Annotated in this window: 17 protein-coding genes; 9 read left to right on the forward strand and 8 right to left on the reverse strand. The window is 71.5% G+C overall.

The annotated features are described in order from the left end of the window. Nucleotides 1-14: 14 nt before the first annotated feature. From ACWD12_RS20705 to ACWD12_RS20715, 3 genes are all read right to left on the reverse strand, one after another. Nucleotides 15-1,193 carry an amidohydrolase family protein gene (locus tag ACWD12_RS20705; protein ID WP_450100730.1) on the reverse strand — a complete coding sequence of 393 codons (1,179 nt, stop codon included), beginning with the start codon at nucleotides 1,191-1,193 and terminating at the stop codon, nucleotides 15-17. 199 nt (nucleotides 1,194-1,392) lie between these two features. Continuing rightward, nucleotides 1,393-2,013: a TetR family transcriptional regulator gene (locus ACWD12_RS20710; protein ID WP_450100731.1), complete on the reverse strand. Its 621-nt coding sequence runs from the start codon at nucleotides 2,011-2,013 to the stop codon at nucleotides 1,393-1,395. Between the two features lie 215 nt (nucleotides 2,014-2,228). Beyond that, nucleotides 2,229-2,975, reverse strand: a complete 747-nt coding sequence (locus ACWD12_RS20715) for an enoyl-CoA hydratase-related protein (protein ID WP_450100732.1) — start codon at nucleotides 2,973-2,975, stop codon at nucleotides 2,229-2,231. A 126-nt stretch (nucleotides 2,976-3,101) separates the two neighbouring features. Between ACWD12_RS20715 and ACWD12_RS20720 the strand changes: the two genes are divergently transcribed. Together ACWD12_RS20720 and ACWD12_RS20725 are read left to right on the forward strand one after the other, a co-directional pair. Continuing rightward, the gene (locus ACWD12_RS20720) at nucleotides 3,102-3,842 is read left to right on the forward strand and encodes an NIPSNAP family protein (RefSeq protein ID WP_450100733.1); all 741 of its coding nucleotides are present in this window, start codon (nucleotides 3,102-3,104) and stop codon (nucleotides 3,840-3,842) included. A 32-nt stretch (nucleotides 3,843-3,874) separates the two neighbouring features. Further along, nucleotides 3,875-6,289 (forward strand): CaiB/BaiF CoA transferase family protein, encoded by a 2,415-nt coding sequence (locus ACWD12_RS20725; protein ID WP_450100734.1) that lies wholly within the window; start codon nucleotides 3,875-3,877, stop codon nucleotides 6,287-6,289. Between the two features lie 72 nt (nucleotides 6,290-6,361). On the opposite strand, the gene ACWD12_RS20730 is transcribed toward ACWD12_RS20725, so the two are convergent. Further along, nucleotides 6,362-7,048, reverse strand: a complete 687-nt coding sequence (locus ACWD12_RS20730) for a GntR family transcriptional regulator (RefSeq protein ID WP_358358055.1) — start codon at nucleotides 7,046-7,048, stop codon at nucleotides 6,362-6,364. A 148-nt stretch (nucleotides 7,049-7,196) separates the two neighbouring features. Here ACWD12_RS20730 and ACWD12_RS20735 point away from each other — a divergent pair, with 148 nt between their 5' ends. Continuing rightward, nucleotides 7,197-8,783 carry an ABC transporter substrate-binding protein gene (locus ACWD12_RS20735; RefSeq protein WP_450100735.1) on the forward strand — a complete coding sequence of 529 codons (1,587 nt, stop codon included), beginning with the start codon at nucleotides 7,197-7,199 and terminating at the stop codon, nucleotides 8,781-8,783. A 413-nt stretch (nucleotides 8,784-9,196) separates the two neighbouring features. Here ACWD12_RS20735 and ACWD12_RS20740 read toward each other — a convergent pair whose 3' ends face one another. The 3 genes from ACWD12_RS20740 to ACWD12_RS20750 all read right to left on the reverse strand — a co-directional run bounded on the left by ACWD12_RS20740 (nucleotide 9,197) and on the right by ACWD12_RS20750 (nucleotide 11,117). After that, on the reverse strand, nucleotides 9,197-9,652 hold the full coding sequence (locus ACWD12_RS20740) for a tellurite resistance TerB family protein (RefSeq protein WP_358358060.1): 456 nt from the start codon (nucleotides 9,650-9,652) through the stop codon (nucleotides 9,197-9,199). Nucleotides 9,653-9,743: 91 nt separating this feature from the next. Continuing rightward, nucleotides 9,744-10,691, reverse strand: coding sequence for a M56 family metallopeptidase (locus ACWD12_RS20745; RefSeq protein ID WP_450100736.1), 948 nt, complete (start codon nucleotides 10,689-10,691; stop codon nucleotides 9,744-9,746). A 3-nt stretch (nucleotides 10,692-10,694) separates the two neighbouring features. Further along, nucleotides 10,695-11,117 carry a BlaI/MecI/CopY family transcriptional regulator gene (locus ACWD12_RS20750; protein ID WP_450100737.1) on the reverse strand — a complete coding sequence of 141 codons (423 nt, stop codon included), beginning with the start codon at nucleotides 11,115-11,117 and terminating at the stop codon, nucleotides 10,695-10,697. A gap of 264 nt (nucleotides 11,118-11,381) precedes the next feature. Here ACWD12_RS20750 and ACWD12_RS20755 point away from each other — a divergent pair, with 264 nt between their 5' ends. From ACWD12_RS20755 to ACWD12_RS20780, 6 genes are all read left to right on the forward strand, one after another. Then, nucleotides 11,382-11,714, forward strand: coding sequence for an ArsR/SmtB family transcription factor (locus ACWD12_RS20755; protein WP_450100738.1), 333 nt, complete (start codon nucleotides 11,382-11,384; stop codon nucleotides 11,712-11,714). Nucleotides 11,715-11,820: 106 nt separating this feature from the next. Further along, nucleotides 11,821-12,696 (forward strand): TIGR03620 family F420-dependent LLM class oxidoreductase, encoded by an 876-nt coding sequence (locus ACWD12_RS20760; protein WP_450100739.1) that lies wholly within the window; start codon nucleotides 11,821-11,823, stop codon nucleotides 12,694-12,696. Between the two features lie 89 nt (nucleotides 12,697-12,785). Then, nucleotides 12,786-13,301 (forward strand): MarR family winged helix-turn-helix transcriptional regulator, encoded by a 516-nt coding sequence (locus ACWD12_RS20765; protein WP_450100740.1) that lies wholly within the window; start codon nucleotides 12,786-12,788, stop codon nucleotides 13,299-13,301. Nucleotides 13,302-13,332: 31 nt separating this feature from the next. Next, a complete protein-coding gene (locus ACWD12_RS20770) occupies nucleotides 13,333-14,073 on the forward strand; it encodes a TetR/AcrR family transcriptional regulator (RefSeq protein ID WP_450100741.1) in 741 nt (246 codons plus the stop codon). Further along, nucleotides 14,070-14,990, forward strand: a complete 921-nt coding sequence (locus ACWD12_RS20775; RefSeq protein WP_450100742.1) for a TauD/TfdA dioxygenase family protein — start codon at nucleotides 14,070-14,072, stop codon at nucleotides 14,988-14,990. Before ACWD12_RS20770 ends, ACWD12_RS20775 begins: the two co-directional genes overlap by 4 nt. A gap of 147 nt (nucleotides 14,991-15,137) precedes the next feature. Beyond that, nucleotides 15,138-15,491: a VOC family protein gene (locus ACWD12_RS20780; protein WP_450100743.1), complete on the forward strand. Its 354-nt coding sequence runs from the start codon at nucleotides 15,138-15,140 to the stop codon at nucleotides 15,489-15,491. Nucleotides 15,492-15,543: 52 nt separating this feature from the next. Here ACWD12_RS20780 and ACWD12_RS20785 read toward each other — a convergent pair whose 3' ends face one another. Beyond that, nucleotides 15,544-17,847 carry an arylsulfatase gene (locus ACWD12_RS20785; RefSeq protein ID WP_450100744.1) on the reverse strand — a complete coding sequence of 768 codons (2,304 nt, stop codon included), beginning with the start codon at nucleotides 17,845-17,847 and terminating at the stop codon, nucleotides 15,544-15,546. Between the last annotated feature and the right edge of the window lie 34 nt (nucleotides 17,848-17,881).

Genomic DNA, 17,881 nt, shown 5'->3' on the forward strand with positions numbered 1-17,881 from the left:
GGAGCGGAAGCGGTTCAGGGCAGGCGCCGGACCAGGGACTCGGCGTTCGTGCGCATCACACGGACCTGTTCGTCGGCGCCGAAGCCGGCCGCGTCGAGGTCCTTCGCGAAGTCCAGCGGCCGCGCGATGCCCTCGGTGTGCGGCCAGTCCGAGCCCAGCATGATGCGCTCGACACCGATCACCTCGCGCAGCGCGGTCAGGTCGTTCTCGTGGAACGGGGAGACCCAGAGCCTCTGGCGCAGCGTCTCGCGCGGGTCCTCGGCCCAGGCGTGCGGCAGTTGCGAGTAGGACTTCTTCAGGCGCTGGAAGAGCGGCGGGATCCAGTCCGCGCCGGTCTCGATCGCCGCGAGCCGCAGCCGCGGATGCCGGGCGAGCACGCCGTACGACAGCAGCGCCGCGATGGTGTCCGCGATCGGCTCGGGGCTGATCAGGCCGCGCATCGGGGTCGCGCGGAACGCCTCCATCTCGTGCGACTCGCCCCACCACGAGACGAGTTGCGCGTACGCGCTGTTGCCGCCGTGGTAGACGACGGTGACGCCGGCCTCGGCGGCGAGTGCCCAGAACGGTTCGAGCGCGGGGTCGCCCGGCGAGGTCCAGCCGCGGTCGGTGCGGATCGGCCCGTACTGCATGACGATCACGCGGGCGTCCCTGCCGAGCGCCCACTCCAGTTCGCGCACCGCGTTCTCGGGGTCGGCGAGGGTGAAGTACGGCGCCGCGAAGATCCGCTCCTGGTAGGCGAATCCCCAGTCTTCGTCCAGCCAGCGGTTGAACGCGCGGAAGGCGGCGCACAGAGCCGGGATGTCGTGGATCAGCGCCTGCTCCATGCCGACACCCAGGGTCGGGAAGAACATCGCGCCGTCCAGGCCGAGTTCGTCCATCGCGCGCAGGCGGGCGTCGCGGTCCCGGTACTCCGGGCGGGTGGGCTCCAGTTCGCCGAACTGCTCGATGAGCGATCCGGTGGCCGTGCCGCGGAACCAGTTCTCCAGCACGCCGGGCTGTGCCAGCCGTGAGAACGTCGGGTCGGGGATGAACTTGTTCACCTTGCCGCCGACGAGCAGCCGGGTCTTGCCGTCCACTTGCGCCCACTGCATGCAGCGCTTGCGGAACTCGGGCTCCAGGTGCCGGGTGAAGGCGTCGAGGGCCTCGTAGTAGTGGTTGTCCGCGTCGAATGCTCGGAAGTTCTCGGGCAGCATGTGGGCCCCTCATCTCCGTGTGCGCCGTCGGTCCGGTACGGCGCCGGCAGCCACGTCGCGTCGCTGCCGGGCCTGTGCCGGGCGGTGCCGTGTGCGGCCGGGCGTACGCGGACGCGCCGAACGCCCGGCGGCTCACGACGCGATGAAACTAGAACACGATTCCTGTTTGGGTCAACGGTCGGAGGCAGGCGATCGGGGGTCAGATGCCGGCGAAGACGCGACGGGTCACGCGTTCGAGGTCAGCGAGGACGTCCGTCCACGTCTTGCGGTCGGTCACCCAGGCCACCAGCCCGGTCAGCACGACCGCCTGGACCGCCACCTGGATGGTCCCGGCGTGCTCCGCCGGGACGTCGTGCATCAGCGCGGCCATCGCCTCGTCGGACGAGACGTGCATGCGCGCGATCATCTCGCTCGCGTACGGATCGGCCGACGCGACCATAGCCACCGTGAGGCGGGCGAAATGCGGATGCCGCTGGAACGCCCGCAGTTCGCGGCGGGCGTAGCGGAGTACGCGCTCTTCGGCGCCGGAATCCGCGGGGCGGTTCGCCCGGCTCGACCCCATCTCGGTCAGGACCTGCCGGGTCAGGCGCTCCTGCCAGTCGGCGACGGCCGCCGCGAGGAGGTGCTCCTTGGAGGAGAAGTACCGGTAGATGGTGCCGAGCGAGATGCCGGAGCGCGCCGCGACGTCCCGCATCTGGAGCACGTCGGGGCCCGACTCGGCGACAAGTTCGATCACCGCGTCGGTGATGCGTCCCCGACGCGCGAGCTGGGCCCGGGTCATGCCCTCCAGGGCGCGCGGGGGAAGTTCGCTGGTCGGCACGCAGCGCAGTCTAGCGGCGCCCGCGCGGGTCGGCGGGGCCGTCGGCGGCGCGGGGCAGTCGGCGTGAATTGAAAACCCGGTTCTTGCTGGAGATGTTGGAGCGGCGGCAGTGGCCGTCGCCGGGCTGTGGCAGGCGGCTGCGGGCCGTGCTGGAACGTGATGGTCGTGATGGGCGGTGACGGGCCGCGATGGGCGGTGAGAGATGGGGACGGCGGTCAGTCGCGTGCGCCCAGCCGGGCACGGAGCGCCTTGACGTGCTCGGTGAAGCCCTCGCGTGACAGCGACCAGAGTTGCGCGGCGCGCTCCAGGTCGTGCGCCTGCGCCGGGCCGGACACGGTGTCGTTCGCGGCGAGGGTGGCCTTGGTGCGGCGTACGAGGTCCGGATCGCGTCGCGCGGCGCGGCGGGCGAGGGCGGAGGCCTCGCGCATCAGGTCGTCCGGGTCGACACAGGCGAACGCGAGGTTGTGGGCGACGGCCTGCTCGCCGGTCAGCGTGGCGCCGAACAGGACCATGGCCGCCGCGGTCTGGCGTCCCACGCGCTGTTCCAGCCGCCACATGTGCGCACCGCCCGGGTGGATTCCCACGTCGAGCCAGCGCGGGTCGAACACGGCGCGCGGCGTGGCGAGGATGACATCGCAGGCGAGTGGGAGGTTCACGCCGGCGCCGAGGCAGGCGCCGTCGACGGCCGCCAGGGTGGGGACGGGGGCGGCGGCCAGCGCGGACGGCCCCGCGTAGGCGGCGTCGAGGTCGAGGGCCGGACCCTTCTCCAGTTCGTCGAGACTGCCTCCGGCGCAGAAGACCGGTGGTGCGGCGGTCAGTACGAGTGCGCGGGCGCCGCGGTCGAGGAGATCGCCGACACCGTCGGCGAGTGCCCTGCTGAGGGCGGGCGACAGGGCGTTGCGGTGGGCCGCGTCGTCGAGGGTGATGATCCCGAAGCCGTCATCCATGCGCGCTCGTATCATGTATACAATCGTAAGGCAGAATCGCCGGCGCGTATTGAATACAATATCAACTCGTGCTGGAGTGGCCCGGTATGCGGCGCCGGACTCGGCCGGGCGCCGGGGGACCGCGGGGAGCGACGACGCACGATGGCCAACGACAAGCTCTACATCCACGAGTTCATCGACATCATCGGCCACAACCGCGCCAACTACATGCACCACATGACCGCCAACTGGAGCCCGATCGCCCAAGAGGAGCGCCACCAGCTCTGTTACGGCGTATGGGGGGTGGTCGGCACGACGCGCGAGTGGCCGTCCGTCGTCAACCTCTGGGAGGAAGACGGCTTCGACGGCATGGCCGCGTCCTTCCGCCACGAGTTCGCCGGCGCCGGACTCCAGGACCCGGCGCTGGCCAAGTGGTGGGCCGAGGCCGCGAAGTTCCGTTCCCACGGCGAGGACCGCCTGCTCGTCCCGGCACCGTGGACCCGGACGATCGAGGAACTGTGCGCGGACGGCGTGCGCGGCGAGACGTACGCCCATGAGCAACTGCGCACCACCCCCGGGAAGGCGCGCGAACTCCTCGAGCGCGTCGCCGAGGGCGGCGAACCGCTGCTGTCCGAGCACGGCTGGGAGCTCGCGGGCGCATGGGAGACCGCGATGACCGGCGACTCGGAGGCGTTCCTGCTCTGGGCGATCCCCAGCTGGGAGCAGTGGGCCGAGGCCGAGAAGGCGGAGCGCGCGGACACGAAACTCGGGCGTTGGCGCCGGGACTTCTACTCGCGCCTCACCTCGGTCCACCGCTTCCTGATGGCCGACGCCGAGTTGTCGCCCTTCCGCACCGGCCGCCAGCCCACGCGCGCGGACCGCAAGACGGAGTGGGCGGAGTGATGGGGGAGGGGAAGGGCGGCGCAGGAGGGGACGTGGGAGCGGGCGCGGTCGAGGCGACACTGCCGTTGGCCGGTGTACGCGCCGTCGAGTTCGCCGGGGGAATCGCCGCCGCATACTGCGGCAAACTGCTGAGCGACGCCGGTGCCGACGTGGTCCAGGTCGAGACCGACGCGACGGCGATGGTCCGGGAGCGCACTCCGCTGTGGCACTACCTCGACGAGGGCAAGCGCTCCGTCGCGGCCGTCGACGACCCGGAGTTGATCGCGCGGCTCCTTGGCTGGGCGGACGTCGCGGTCGGCGCGGTGCGCCCCGACGGCACCCTGCCGGGCGGCACGGACCTCGCCAAGATCCGTGCGCAGCATCCGCGTTGCGTGGTGGTGTCGATCAGTCCGTTCGGAACGACCGGACCGTGGGCGGGGCTGCCCGGCAACGACTTCACGCTCCAGGCGTGGGGCGGCTCCTCGGGGCGGCGGGGCGATTCCGAGAGCGGCCCGCTCGCGGTCGGCGGCGACACGACCGACTGGGCCTCGGGGGTCGTGGCCGCGGTCGGCGCGCTCGGCGTGCTGCTGGCCGCCGCCGACTCGGGACGCGGCGACCACGTGGACGTGTCGATGCTGGAGGTCGCGACCCTGGTCTTCAACAGCTTCATGGCGGTCGCCGACCAACTGGCCCCGGAGCCGGTTCCGCCCGGTCCGCCGCGCCTGTACACCGAACTCCCGTCGGTGATCCGGACCTCGGACGGCTGGGTCGGCTTCGCCACCAACTCGGCCCCGCAGTTCCGAGCGTTCGCGGAGATGGTCGGCCGGCCGGAGTGGGCGGACCACCCGGAGTACTCCCGAGCCGACCGGCGCGGCCTGCACGCCGCCGAACTCGGGCCCGAGATCGACGCATGGGCGCGGACCCGGACGACCGCGGAGATCGCCGCGGAGGCCATGCGCCGCAAGATCCCCGTCGCGCCGGTCGGCAACGGGCGCGACACCCCGGAGTTCGACCACATGAAGGCCAGGGGGAGCTTCGTACGGCACCCCGGGTTGGGGTTCCTGCGGCCCGTGGTGCCCTACCGCATCGCGGGCCTGCCGCCGCGGCCGCCCCGCGAGGCACCCGAACGCGGGTCGAACACCGAGGAGTTCCGGGCGGAGCTCGGCTCCGACGAGTCGACTGCGGGCAGTGGTGACACGGGCGGGAGCGACCTGGGAGGGGGCGACCCGGGCGGGTCGGCCGCGCCGCTTCCGCTGGGCGGACTGCGGGTCTTCGACTTCACGTCGTACTGGGCCGGGCCGTGCGTGACCCAGATCCTGGCCTGGCTCGGCGCCGACGTCGTCAAACTCGAGTCCACGCAGCGCCCGGACGGCACGCGCCTGAGTTCGGCGTACGCCACCTCCGGCGACCGCCCCTGGGAGCGCGCCCCGCTCTTCCACAGCGTCAACACCGGCAAGCGCGGCATCACCCTCGACCTGACCAGGCCGGCCGGCGTCTCCCTCGCCCGCCGACTGCTCGAACGATGCGACATCTTCATCGAGAACTACTCGCCACGGGTGGTCGAGCGCTTCGGACTCCTCCCGGACCCCGGTGAACGCCCCGACCTGATCGTGGCGCGCATGCCCGCGTGGGGGCTCAGCGGACCGTGGCGCGACCAGCCGGGCTTCGCCCAGAACATGGAGCAGGCGGCCGGCCTCGCCTACATCACCGGTCACCCGGACGGCCGCCCGATGGTCCCGCGCGGAGTCTGCGATCCTCTCGGCGGCCTGCACGCCGCGTTCGCGGTGCTCGCCGCGATCCGGCTGCGCCGCGCGACCGGTGTCGGGCTGCGCATCGAAGCGCCTTTGGTGGACGCGGCGTTGAGCGTCACGGCGGAACAGGTCGTGGACTGGAGCGCGCGCGGGGTGCTCGCCGAACGCCGCGGCAACCGCTCGGCGTCCGCCGCACCGCAGGGTGCGTACCGCTGCGGGGGCGACGGAGGCTACCTCGCGCTCTCCGTCGAGGACGACGAACAGTGGCGCCAGCTGGTGGGCCTGCTGGGGCACCCGGAGTGGGCGGCGCCGGAAGAACTCGCGTACGCGCGTGCCCGGCACCAGGCGCACGACCGCCTCGACGGGTGGCTGGGCACCGTGCTGGCGGACCGGGACCGGGCCGGAACCGTGGACGCGCTGCTGCGGGCCGGCGTACCCGCGGCCGAGGTCGTCCCGGCCGAACGCTCCCACGACAACCCGCAGTTGGTGGCACGCGAGTTCTTCCAGCCGGTCGACCACGACGTGGCCGGCCGGCTGGCGCTCCCGTTGTTCCCGGCCCGCTGGGCGAACGGGGACGCCCCGCGCCACCGGAGACCGGCGCCGAAGCTGGGGGAGCACAACGGCGACGTGTTCGGCGACCTGCTGGGCCTGACGGCGGCCGAACTGGCGGAACTTGAGGAGGCGGGGGTCATCGGAACACGGCCCGTCGGCGGGTGACGGGTGTCAGGGCTCGCCAAGGGCACGCGGCAGGCGGGTCCTCGGAAGGACCTGCCAGGGGAAGGCGGTTGCTCAGGGGGCCAGCAGCCCCCGGCTCTTGAGTAGTTGCACCACGTTGTCGGCCTGCCTGCCGATCACGTCGGCGAGTTCCTGCTGCGCCTTCTCCCCGTCCCGTCCCTTGACCGCCTTCATCACCGCACGCAGGCCGCGCTTCTGGATCGCCATGACGCCGGGGACCTCGGCGAAGAAGTTCCCCGGCACGAGGTTCGTGGCGAACACCCGGGCCATCGCGGTCATCCGGCGCGACCTGGCCATCGTGAGGACGGTCCGCAGGAAGGCGTTGTTCAGGTCGAAGAACTCGTCGGCGTCGGTGCTCGCCTGGAGGGCTCGGTGGCCCGCCTCCAGGGACGCGATCTCCTCGTCGGTGCCGCGTTCGGTGGCACGGCGGGCGGCGTACCCGTACAGCAGGCCGAGCATCCCGTAATGGTCGCGCGTGGAGTTCTCGTCCAGCCCGTTGACGAACGCGCCGCGGTGCGGCTCGCTGGTGACCCAGCCCTCGCGGTCAAGGGCGATCACCGCCTCGCGCACCGGCACGCGGCTGACCCGCAGTTCGGCGGCGATCTCGTCCTGCGGCACGCGGTCGCCGGTGCGCAGGTGGTTGTCGAAGATGAGCTGCCGGATGTATTCGGCGACCTGGTGCGCGCTGGTGGGGCGGGCGAGGCCGTCGGGCCCCACCGAGCCGCGCCCGGTTCGCGGCATGCCCGGACGAGTAACGATCACGACCTCCTGGATGTGTGCTCCGCACGGAACACCGAAACCCAACACTCCGGTTCTGTGGACAAGTTTGGCCACTTCCTATTGTATACATGAGGTTTTCTCAAACTGAGCGGTCATTGAGGAGTGTGCAGTGCACCTTCGGACCACAAAGAGACTCGCCCTCGTCCTGGCCGCCGCGGCTCTGGCGCTTGCCGCCTGCGGAGGTTCCTCGGACGACGACTCCGACGCCGCACCGGGCGACGGACTGACCTCCGCGAGCCCACGTGCGGGGGGTTCGCTGACGATCAACATCGTGACCGAATCGCGCGGCCTCGACCCCTTCACCGGGGCGATGTCGAGCGTCACAGACTACTCGCGGCTCAACGCCCTCTACGACGTGCTCGTGTACGCGGACGGCAAGACCGGCGAGATCAAGCCGCAGATCGCCGAGGCGCTCACCACGCCCGACGGCGGGCGCACATGGCAACTCGTCGTCCGGGACGGCGTGAAGTTCTCCGACGGCACGGTATTCGACGCCGCCGCGGTCAAGTTCACCTGGGACCGCATGGCCGACCCGGCCAACCGCTCCCTCTACGCCAGTTCGCTGCGCGGCGTGACGACGGAGGTCGCGGACGCGCGCACGCTGCGCATCTCGCTCGCCCAGCCCAACGCGCGGTTCGACCAGATCGTGGCGGCGAACCTCGCGTACGTCGTCTCCCCGACCGCGTACCAGAAGGACCCGAAGGGCTTCTCCCGCCAGCCGGTCGGGGCGGGGCCGTTCCTGCTCAAGTCGTGGCAGCAAGGGGTCCAGCAGACGTACGGCCGCAACCCCGGCTACTGGCAGGCCGGGAAGCCCTACCTCGACGAGCTGGTGTTCAAGACCGTCACCGACCAGACGCAGTCCTTCAACAGCGTCGACACCGGCGGCTCCGACATGGCGATCACCCTGGACAGCCGCAACGCGAACCTCGCCAAGGACGCCGGCATGGACGTCACCGAACTGGCCCTGAACGGGCCCGGCGGCGTCCTCTTCAACATGGCCAAGGCACCGCTCGACGACCCGCGGGCGCGCGAGGCCCTGACCCTCGCGATCGACCCGGACGGCTTCAACAAGATCATGTACGACGGCAAGGTCGTCACGCCCAAGAGCCTGTTCGCGGTCACCTCGACGCAGATCGACCAGAACGCGGTCCCGACTCCGCGCCAGGACACCGCGAAAGCGGCCGCGCTGGCCAAGCAACTCGCCGACGAGGGCAAGCCGTTGAACGTGACGCTGATGATGCCGCAGAGCACCAACAGCAGTAAGACCGGCGAATACCTGCAACAGCAGTGGAACCTGGTCCCGAACATCAACGTTAAGATCGACTACGTCGACATCAACGCGATGATGGCGAAGGTGCTCGTGGGCAAGGACTACCAGGCGGCGTACTACAACCTCGCGACCCCGGCGGAGCCTGTGCTGTGGAACGCCCTGCACAGCAAATCGCCCGCGAACTGGCTCAACTACTCGTCGCCCGATGCGGACGCGGCGCTGGAGGCGAGCCGTACCGCGACCACGCCGGAGGACCTCAAGGCCGCCTACACCCGCCTCGCCCAGGTGACCAGCCGAGACTTCCTGATGATCCCGCTCCAGGAGTCCATCACGTACGTCTACGCGAAGCGGGGAAAGTTCGGCGGGCTGGAACTGACCAGCGGCGCCGGGATCCTGATGGACCGTCTGGGCCGCTCCGGGACCTGACGGGAGCCTGACCGGGCCTGACCGTCGCGCGCCCAGGCTCAGGGACCGGGCCCAGAGCGCGGTGGATCGGGGGCTGGGCGGTCAGGGGCAGCAGCCGGTGGAAGAGGGCGTCGCGTGCGTGGTGGTACGCGATGTCCTCTTCCGAGTACCGCACTCCGCCCGTACCGCCTCGTGGAAGTACACCGGCTCGCGGCGCGGCCGACGCCGCGTCAGACGGGCGACCGCCTCCGCGTCCATCGGTCAGGCGGTACGGCCCTCGGCCGCGTAGGCGGCGATGAACTCGGCGCCCAGGACGGGGTCGTCGTTCGCCTTGCGCAACGCCGCGCGCGGGAACGGCCCGTCGCGGGCGTCGGTGCCGAGCGCGAGGACCGGCGGACCGGACCGGCACCTTCCCGGTCCGGTCCGCGGAGCGATCAGAGGTCGAACTCGGTGGGCGCGATGCCCAGCGCGAAGCAGGCCTCGCGTACCACGGCCCGCTCCTGCGGGTCGAAGTCGCCGTCCGCGCCGCCGATCACGATGCCGATCTGGATGACCGCGCGCGCCTCGTCGGGCTTCTTCTTCGCCTTGGCGATCTCCTGCATGACCTGGACCTTGCCCAGCTGGAAGTCCGACTGGAGCTGGTTCGCGTGCGCGTGGAAGCGCCGCTGCAGGTCGTCCTTGTCGAAGTTGCGCAGCACCTCGTTGTTCGCGATGAGCTGCGCGACCTTCGCGGTCTCGGCCTGGTCGATCGAGCCGTCCGCGGCGGCCACGAGCGCGCACATCGCCATGCTCGCGTCGCGGAACGCCCCGCTCTTGAGGTCGTTCTTCTTCGCGATGAGCTGGGTCTGCATGGTCTGCGCGTTCTGCTTGAACTTGTCCCAGAGGGCCATGTGCTTCTCCCGATCGGCGGCGTCGTGCGCCCGGGCTGCGGCCGCCCGGGTGCCTTCAATCTACAGAATTGTAGAAGTATAAATCAGCGTCTCACAGCGCGGTGGCGGCCTTGAGGATCACGAACAGGGCGACCGTCGCGTTGAGCGCGGACACCACCGACACCGTGGTGCCGGCCGCCGCCACGATCGCGGCCAGTCCGGTGCGCGAACGCGGTGCCGGCCAGGCGGTGTCCGGAGTCGGGCCGAGTAGCGCCGCGACCCGGCGCGGGACCTGGCCGGGGGTGGATCCGGACGCGGGCGCGGCGAAGGCGGGCAGGCCCGGGCGCGCGGGGCGGCGCGTCGCGAGTGCGGCCTTGCCGACCGCGTGGGCCGTCGTACGCCGGTCGCCGACCGCCTCGGCGGCCTCCTCGTCGGCCCAGCGTTCGACGGTGTAGGAGATCGCGGTGCGCAACGGGCGCAGCAGCGGCTGGCTGGCCGCGGCGAGCCGGACGAGGAGCAGCACGCGGTCGTGCCGGCGGGCCAGGTGGGCGCGCTCGTGGGCTATGAGGGCGCGGCGTTCCCGGGAGTCCAGGCACGCGAGCATGCCGGTGGAGACCACGACGCGGGGACGGCGCCCGGGGAGGGCGAAGGCGTACGGCTCCGCGTCGGGCAGCACCGCCACGCCGCCGTCGTCCGGCAGCCCGTCGATCGCCTTCAGGGCGTCGCGCCGGACCCGGGCCGCGCGGCGCAGCACCACCGCGGCCGCGACGAGGACCACCAGCAGGCCCGCGATCGCGATCGAGCCGGACACCCGGACGAGCGGGACCTCGTCGCGCACCTCCGGATCGGCCCAGCCGTCCGGCAGCGGATTGCCCGGGACCTGGGCGGTGCCCACGACCATGAGCAGGGCCAGGCACAACGTGCTGCACGCGGCGAGCACCACGGCGACGGCCGTGAGCAGGCGGGTCGCGGTACGCGGATGCAAGTGGTCGCTCGCCAGCCGCGCCACCGGCAGCGCCGTCAGCGGCAGGATCAGGGGCAGGTAGACCGCCAGACGCACCGGTCAGCCCCCGCGGCCGTCTTCCGGATCCCGCGCCTCGCGGCGCAGGAGGTCGCGCAGCGTTCTCTCGTCCTCGTCGGACAGGTCCGAGACGAAGCTCGCCAGCACCGCGGCCCGGTCGTCCTCGCGGTCCAGCACCTGCCGCATCCGGCGGGCGGCGAGGCCGGCTTCGTCGGAGACGGGCTGGTAGGCGTACGAGCGCCCGTGCCGGCTGCGGGTCAGCAGCCCCTTGTCGTAGAGCCGCGACATGATCGTCACCACGGTGCTGTACGCCAGGTCGTCGCCGATGCGCTGCTGCACCCACGTGGCCGTGGCGGGCGCGTCCGAGGCCCAGAGCAGCCCGAGGACCGCGGCCTCCAACTCGCCGGGCCCGCGCCGGGGGGCGCGCGGTCCGGAGCCGGACCCCCGCCGCCGACGGTCCGTCATGGTGCCTCCCCGGTCGGTCGCGTGGAACGGGCGTCCGGAACCGACGCCTCCGCCGGAGCGTACCGCGAGCGCCCGCACCGGCACCGTCGCACCGGCGCCGCGTGCCCGTGGAGGTGAGTGGACGCACTCGGCGGGTGGAAGAAATCCCGGTTGGCAGACGGATCCGTGCCACCGGAGTGCGGTGACAGTGGCCGGCCTGCTGGCGACCGAGTGGACCTGGTCCCATCGAAAACTTGCGAAATGTCGTTGGGTATCGTCGGGGGCATGGCTGAGAGTGCGATCGCGACGGACTCCGATCTGGTCGGGGCACTGCGGGCGTTGTCGAATCCGATGCGGCTGCAACTGCTGATGTGGCTGCGGGATCCGACGCGGAACTTCGACCTGACCGGGGCGATCGCCGATCCGCACGACGTGGGCGTGTGTGTGAGCCACATCCAGGCGAAGGTGGGGCTGGCCCAGTCGACGGTGTCGGCGTACATGGCAGAGTTGCAGCGGGCGGGGCTGGTGCGTGCCACGCGGGTCGGGAAGTGGACGCATTACAAGCGCGACGAGGCGCGGATCGCGGGCCTCGTGGCGGAATTGGGGAAGGCGCTCTAGCCTCGTGCGCGGCCTGCGCGGAGGTGGTCGCTTGCTCGTCATATCGTAAATCTGCGATACTTCGATGCGTCGGCGATGCGGTCGCGTCTTTACGAGGAGTGGCGTTATGCGTGATTTGGACGGCTTGGACCTGGGTGCTTTCGGGATCTGGACCTTCGACTTCGAGGACCTGCCCGCGGCCGGCATCCGCGACGCGGCACAGGAACTGGAGGCGCTGGGTTGGCGGGCGGTGTGGATCCCCGAGCGTGACGGGCGTGAGGCGCTGACGCACGCCGGGTTCCTGCTCGCGTCGACCGAGCGGATGCACGTCGTCAACGGGATCGCGCGGATCTGGTCGCGGGAGGCGCGCTGGACGTACGGTGCCGGGCTGCTGCTGGCCGACGCGTACCCCGACCGCCACGTCCTCGGGCTCGGGGTCAGCGGCGGAAAGCCGGGGACGAAGCCGTACGCTGCGATGGTCGAGTACCTGGACGAGTTGGACGCGCTGGAGACGCCCAATCCGGCGCCCGCCGCGCCGATGCGGCGGATCCTTGCGGCGTACGGTCCGAAGATGCTGGAGCTGGCGCGCGACCGTTCGGCCGGGGCCCATACCTACCACGTGAACGTGGCGCACACGGAGCAGTCCCGCGAGATCTTGGGGGCGGACGCGTTCCTGGGGGTCGAGCACGCGGTGCTGTTCGAGACCGACGCCGCCACCGCCCGCGCGGTCGCCCGCGAACACCTGAGCGGCTACCTGGCCTCCGAGTTCAACATCGCGAAGTTCCGCCGGCTCGGCTACACCGACGACGACCTCGCACACGGCGGCAGCGACCGGTTCGTGGACGACCTCGTCTTCTGGGGCGACCCCGACGCCGTCGTCAAGAAGCTGCGCGGCCACGTGGACGCGGGGGCCGACCACGTCGGCATCCAGGTCATCGGCGTCCGGCCCGGCGAGTCGGCCATGCCTCATTGGCGCGTGCTGGGGGAGGCGCTGCTTCCGTAGCGCATCCCGGTAGTTCTACGGATTCGCCCGGTGCGGGCCGTGCGTAGCGTGAAGATCACGACGAACCGCACGAACCGGAGGGGATCCCGATGAACGACACGCAGGCGACGACTGCCACCACGAACACCGCTGCCGCACCCGCCACCGACGCGGCGCTTGCCGGGCAGCCGGTCGGCTACTGGGCGGGGCTCGCGCACCGCGAGGTCATCGCGTACATCCGCAGCCGCCAAGCGGAGATCGGGATCACGCAGCCGCAGTTCTGGCTGCTGCGCAACCTCTCCGCCGACGACCTGTCGCCGGACGGGGCGCCGCAGTCGCTCGAAGAACTCGCCGAGGCGATGAGCACCTACCTGCTGCCCACCGACGACCTCGGGCCGGAGGCCGCCGCACTGGTCGCGCGCGGATGGCTGGCCGAGGAGGGCGACGGCCGGGTGCGGATCACGCCGGAGGGCGAGGCGGCGCGGCTGCGCGTCAAGGAGATCGGGCCGTCGGTGCGGGCGCACATCCACGAGGGCATCAGCGACGCCGACTACGCGACGACCGTGCGGGTGCTGCAGCGCATGATCGCCAACGTCTCCGGGACCGCCGGGGAATCACGCCCTTGATAAGTTAACGCAGATGCGTTAATTTCTGTTTATGGACACGACCACCGCGGCCACCCGGCTGCACCTGATCGCCGCCGGCGAGCGCCTGTTCGCGGAACGCGGCATCAACGGGGTGTCCGTGCGGGAGATCGCGGCGGAGGCCGGGCAGCGCAACACCAACGCCGTCCGGTACCACTTCGGCGCGAAGGAGGACCTGGTCGGCGCGATCTTCGAGCATCGGATGGCACCGATCAACGCGCGCCGCACGGGCCTCATCGAGAGCCACGACCTCGAGGGGCGGGCGCGCGACCCGTACGCCGTCGCCGAGGCGTTCACCCTCCCGATGGCCGAACTCCTGCGCGAGGGCGGCGCGCCGAGCTGGTACCTGCGGTTCTGCGTCCAGGCGACGTACACCGTGAGTCCGGACGCGGTGGTCATGCAGCCCGCGCAATTGGGCGAGCGGCCGCACACCCAAGGGCTGCTCGTCCTGTACCGCCGTGCCATGGAACTCACGGCCGGCCTGCCGGACACGATCCGCGCCCAACGCTGGCACCACTTCTGCTCGTTCGTCGTCCACGCGCTCGCCGACCGCGAACTGCGCACGTCCGTGGGCCGAGCGGCGCACCTCGACAACACGCCCGCCGACCGGGGTCCGGGCGGCGGCACGATGCCGCTCGACCTCTTCGTCGCCGACCTCGTCGACACCGCGACCGCGCTGCTCACGGCGCCGGCCCGGTCCTCGGCGCTGCGCTCGGCGACGGCGGGCGCCACCCCTCTTGGGAGGACCATATGACGCACGCCCAGACCCTGCCGCGCCCCGTCTTCGACAACGGCATATCCGCGGTGCCGGTCCGCGAGCTGAGTCCGACCGGGGACTTCGAAGAGTCCGCCCCCTACCGGCTGTTCGGGCTCACGCCCTGCACTCCGGTGATCGGCGCCGAGATCTCCGGGGTCGACCTGGGCGCGCCGCTCACCGCCGAGCTGCACGCCGAACTCCACCGCGCACTCCTGGAGTGGAAGGTGCTGTTCTTCCGCGACCAGGACCTGACCGCCCGTCAACACCGCGATCTCGCGCGCTGGTGGGGCACCCCGGAAGTGCACCCCTTCCTGCCCAAGGCCGACGTGCCCGAGGTCGTCCGGCTCAGCCGCGGCGCGGACTCGCCGGCCGTCGAGAACGTCTGGCACTCCGACGCCTCGTTCGAGACCACGCCGCCGATGGGGTCGATCCTGCGTGCGGTACGCGTACCCGACGTCGGCGGCGACACGCTGTGGTCGGACATGGGCGCCGCGTACGACGGCCTGCCGGCGGACACGCGCAAGCGCCTGGACACACTCGCCGCCGTCCACGACTTCACGCGGACCTTCGGCTCCCAACTGTCGGCCGACGAACTGGCCCGCCAGCAACGCAAGTACCCGGCGGTCACACATCCGGTGATCCGCACGCACCCGGAGACCGGCCGCCGGCTCCTCTATGTCAACCGCATCTTCACCAGTCACATCGTCGGGCTGCCGGACGCGGAGAGCAGGGACCTGCTCGCCTACTTGTACGACCAGGCGCGCCACCCCGAGTACCAGGTCCGGCTGCACTGGCGTCCCGGCACGGTGGCGTTCTGGGACAACCGCGCCACGCAGCACTACGCCAGCGCCGACTACTACCCCCATCCGCGGGTCATGGAGCGCGTGACCATCGTCGGCGACCGGCCGATCTGAGCGGTACACCCGATCCGGGCAGCGGTCGGCGGGACCGCCGGACGGACCTGGTCGGTGATCGGCGGCACCGCCGCGCTGTGTGAGAGCTGTGCTGTGCGAGAGCCGTGCTGTGCGAGAGTGGGATCCCCGGCGAACGGACGATCTTCGATGCTGCTCGGACTGCGAACCGTCGTATACCCCGCGACCGACCTTGCCGCCGCCACGGCCTGGTACGCCCAGGTGTTGGGCTTCGAGCCCTATTTCGCCGAGCCGTACTACGTGGGGTTCGACGTCGGCGGCTATGAACTCGCCTTGCAGCCCGTCGAGTTGCTGGGCGAACTGCCGGTGACGTACTGGGGCGTCGAGGACGCGGACGCGGCGTTGGCGCTCCTGCTGGAACGCGGGGCCGAGCCGCACGCCGCCGTACGCGAGGTCGGTGGCGGCATCCGCGTGGCGACCGTGTTGGACCCGCAGGGCAGCGTGCTGGGCGTGATGGAGAACCCGCACTTCTCGGTGGGTTAGCGGGACACGGCCGCGGGTGGGGGTGGACCCGGTCCACCCCCACCCGGCCCGGTCAGTCGCTGTGCAGGGCGGTGCGCAGCGCGGTGTCCAGATCGGGCTCGGGCACCGCGGCGGTGTCGATCTCGACGGTGTGGAGCGTGCCGGTCCACGGGTGCGGGGGCCGGTAGTCGCGGTCCACCGGTAGGCCGTGGTCGTGTCCGACGGACAGGCCCGCGCCGCCGTGCTGGAACGCGACGGGCCAGGGCCCGCCGAGCGGGGCAGAGGCGACCTCGGCGCCCGCGTCGAGCAGCGCGAGCGTTCCGGGCGCGTCGGCGCCGGGGCGGAAGCGTACGCCGACCACGCGGCGGCCCGGCGCCAGCGGGGCGTCGGCCGTGACCCGGTCGACCTCACCGGCCCGCGAGCAGGTGAAGCTCAGCCGGCCGTCCGCCACCCGCAGGACGAAGCCGCCCGTCAGGTCGCCGAACGCGCACAGGACTCCGTCCGCCCCGTCCGCGGGCACCTCCACGTCGGCGGTGAGCGTGAAGCCCCCGAACAGCGGGGGCAGGGACTCCTCGTGGACCGGGCCGCCGCCGGGCAGGTACGTGCCGCGCGGTTGCAGGCCGTACGTCGGGAAGATCAGCGCGGCGAGGCGTTCCTGCATCGTGTCGTCGAGCGGCAGCACATGGTTGCGCTCCGCCTCGTCGAACCACAGGTCTTCCAACTTCTCGACCAGTGCGGGGTGTTCGTCGGCCAGGTCGCGCGCCTCGGCGAAGTCGTCGGCGAGGTTGAACAGGGACCAGCGGTCGGTGGCGAAGTCCCGGCTGCCGAGCAGCAGCCGCTCCTCGTCCAGGACGCCGCGCGACACGTGGTCGGTGGTGGCCTTCCACTCCCCGTGGATGATCGAACGCGAGCCGAGCATCTCGAAGTACTGGGTCTCGCGCGGGGATTCGGCGGACGCATCGGCGAACGTGCCGACGAGGGAACGGCCGTCCACCTCCTGCTGCGTCACCCCGTCCACGGTCTCGGGGATGTCGACGCCGCAGGCTTCCAGGATCGTCGGCATCAGGTCGACGGCATGCGTCAGTTGGCTGCGGATCTCGCCGCGGGCCGCGATGCCGTCGGGCCAGTGCACGATCAGCGGCGCCCGGGTGCCGCCCAGCCAGGTGTAGCGCTTCCACAGCCGGAGCGGGGTGTTGCCGGCCCACGCCCATCCCCAGGCGTAGTGCGGGTACGTGTCCGGCCCGCCCCAGTTCTCCAGGTCGGCGATGTTGCGCTCGGTCGAGTCGCCCATGCGGGACGAGAAGCGGTGCTCGTTGACGGTGCCCAACTGCCCGCCCTCGGCGCTGGCGCCGTTGTCGGACATGAGCATCACGAGGGTGTTGTCCAGGCGTCCGGTGCGTTCGAGGAAGTCGAGCAGGCGGCCGATCTGGGCGTCGGTGTGGGTGAGGAACCCGGCGTACACCTCCTGCATGCGTGCGAACATCCGCCGGTCGTCCGGGTCGAGGGCCTCCCACTCCTGGATCCACGGGGGCCGCTCGGGCAGTTCGGTGCCCTCGGGCACGATGCCGGCCGCTACCTGGCGGGCGAAGGTCTCCTCGCGCCAGCGCTCCCAGCCGCCGTCGAACTTGCCCCGGTACGGCTCGACCCACTCGGGCGCGACATGGTGCGGCGAGTGCATGGCGCCGAACGGCAGATACATGAAGTACGGCTTGTCGGGGGCGGCTTGCTTCTGGTCGAGGATCATCCGCTGCGCGGTGTCGACCAGGTCCTCGCTCAGGTGATAGCCGTCCTCGGGGCCGGCCGGGGGCTCGGTGTAGTGGTTGTCGCACACGAGTTCCGGCGCCCAGTGGTTGGCGTCGCCCTGGAGGAAGCCGTAGAAGCGCTCGAAGCCGTAGCCGAGCGGCCACCGGTCGAACGGGCCCGCGGCGGACCGCTCCCAACGCGGCGTCAGATGCCATTTGCCGACGGCCAGCGTGGAGTACCCGGCGTCCTTGAGGATGCGCGGCATCGTCGCCGCCGACTTCGGCACCCGGGAGTTGTAGCCCTGGTACGCGATCGGCAGGTCGACCAGGAAGCCCATCCCCACGGCGTGGTGGTTGCGACCGGTCAGCAGGGCGGCGCGCGTGGGCGAGCAGAGCGCGGTGACGTGGAACCGGTTGTAGCGCAGCCCGCCGGCCGCGAGGCGGTCCATGTTCGGCGTCGCGATGTCCGATCCGAACGCGCCGATCTGCGCGAAGCCGAGGTCGTCGAGCACGATGACCAGCACGTCGGGCGCACCCTCGCGCGGGCGCGGGTCCCGGGGGTAGACCCGGTCGGTGGCCGAGGCGGTCAGCGTACGGCCTCGGCGGTTGCCGTTCGGTACGGGCGGGGTCGTCATGGGCTCACCATTCCTCGAGGATCGGCAACGGACT

Source organism: Streptodolium elevatio (assembly GCF_053592165.1).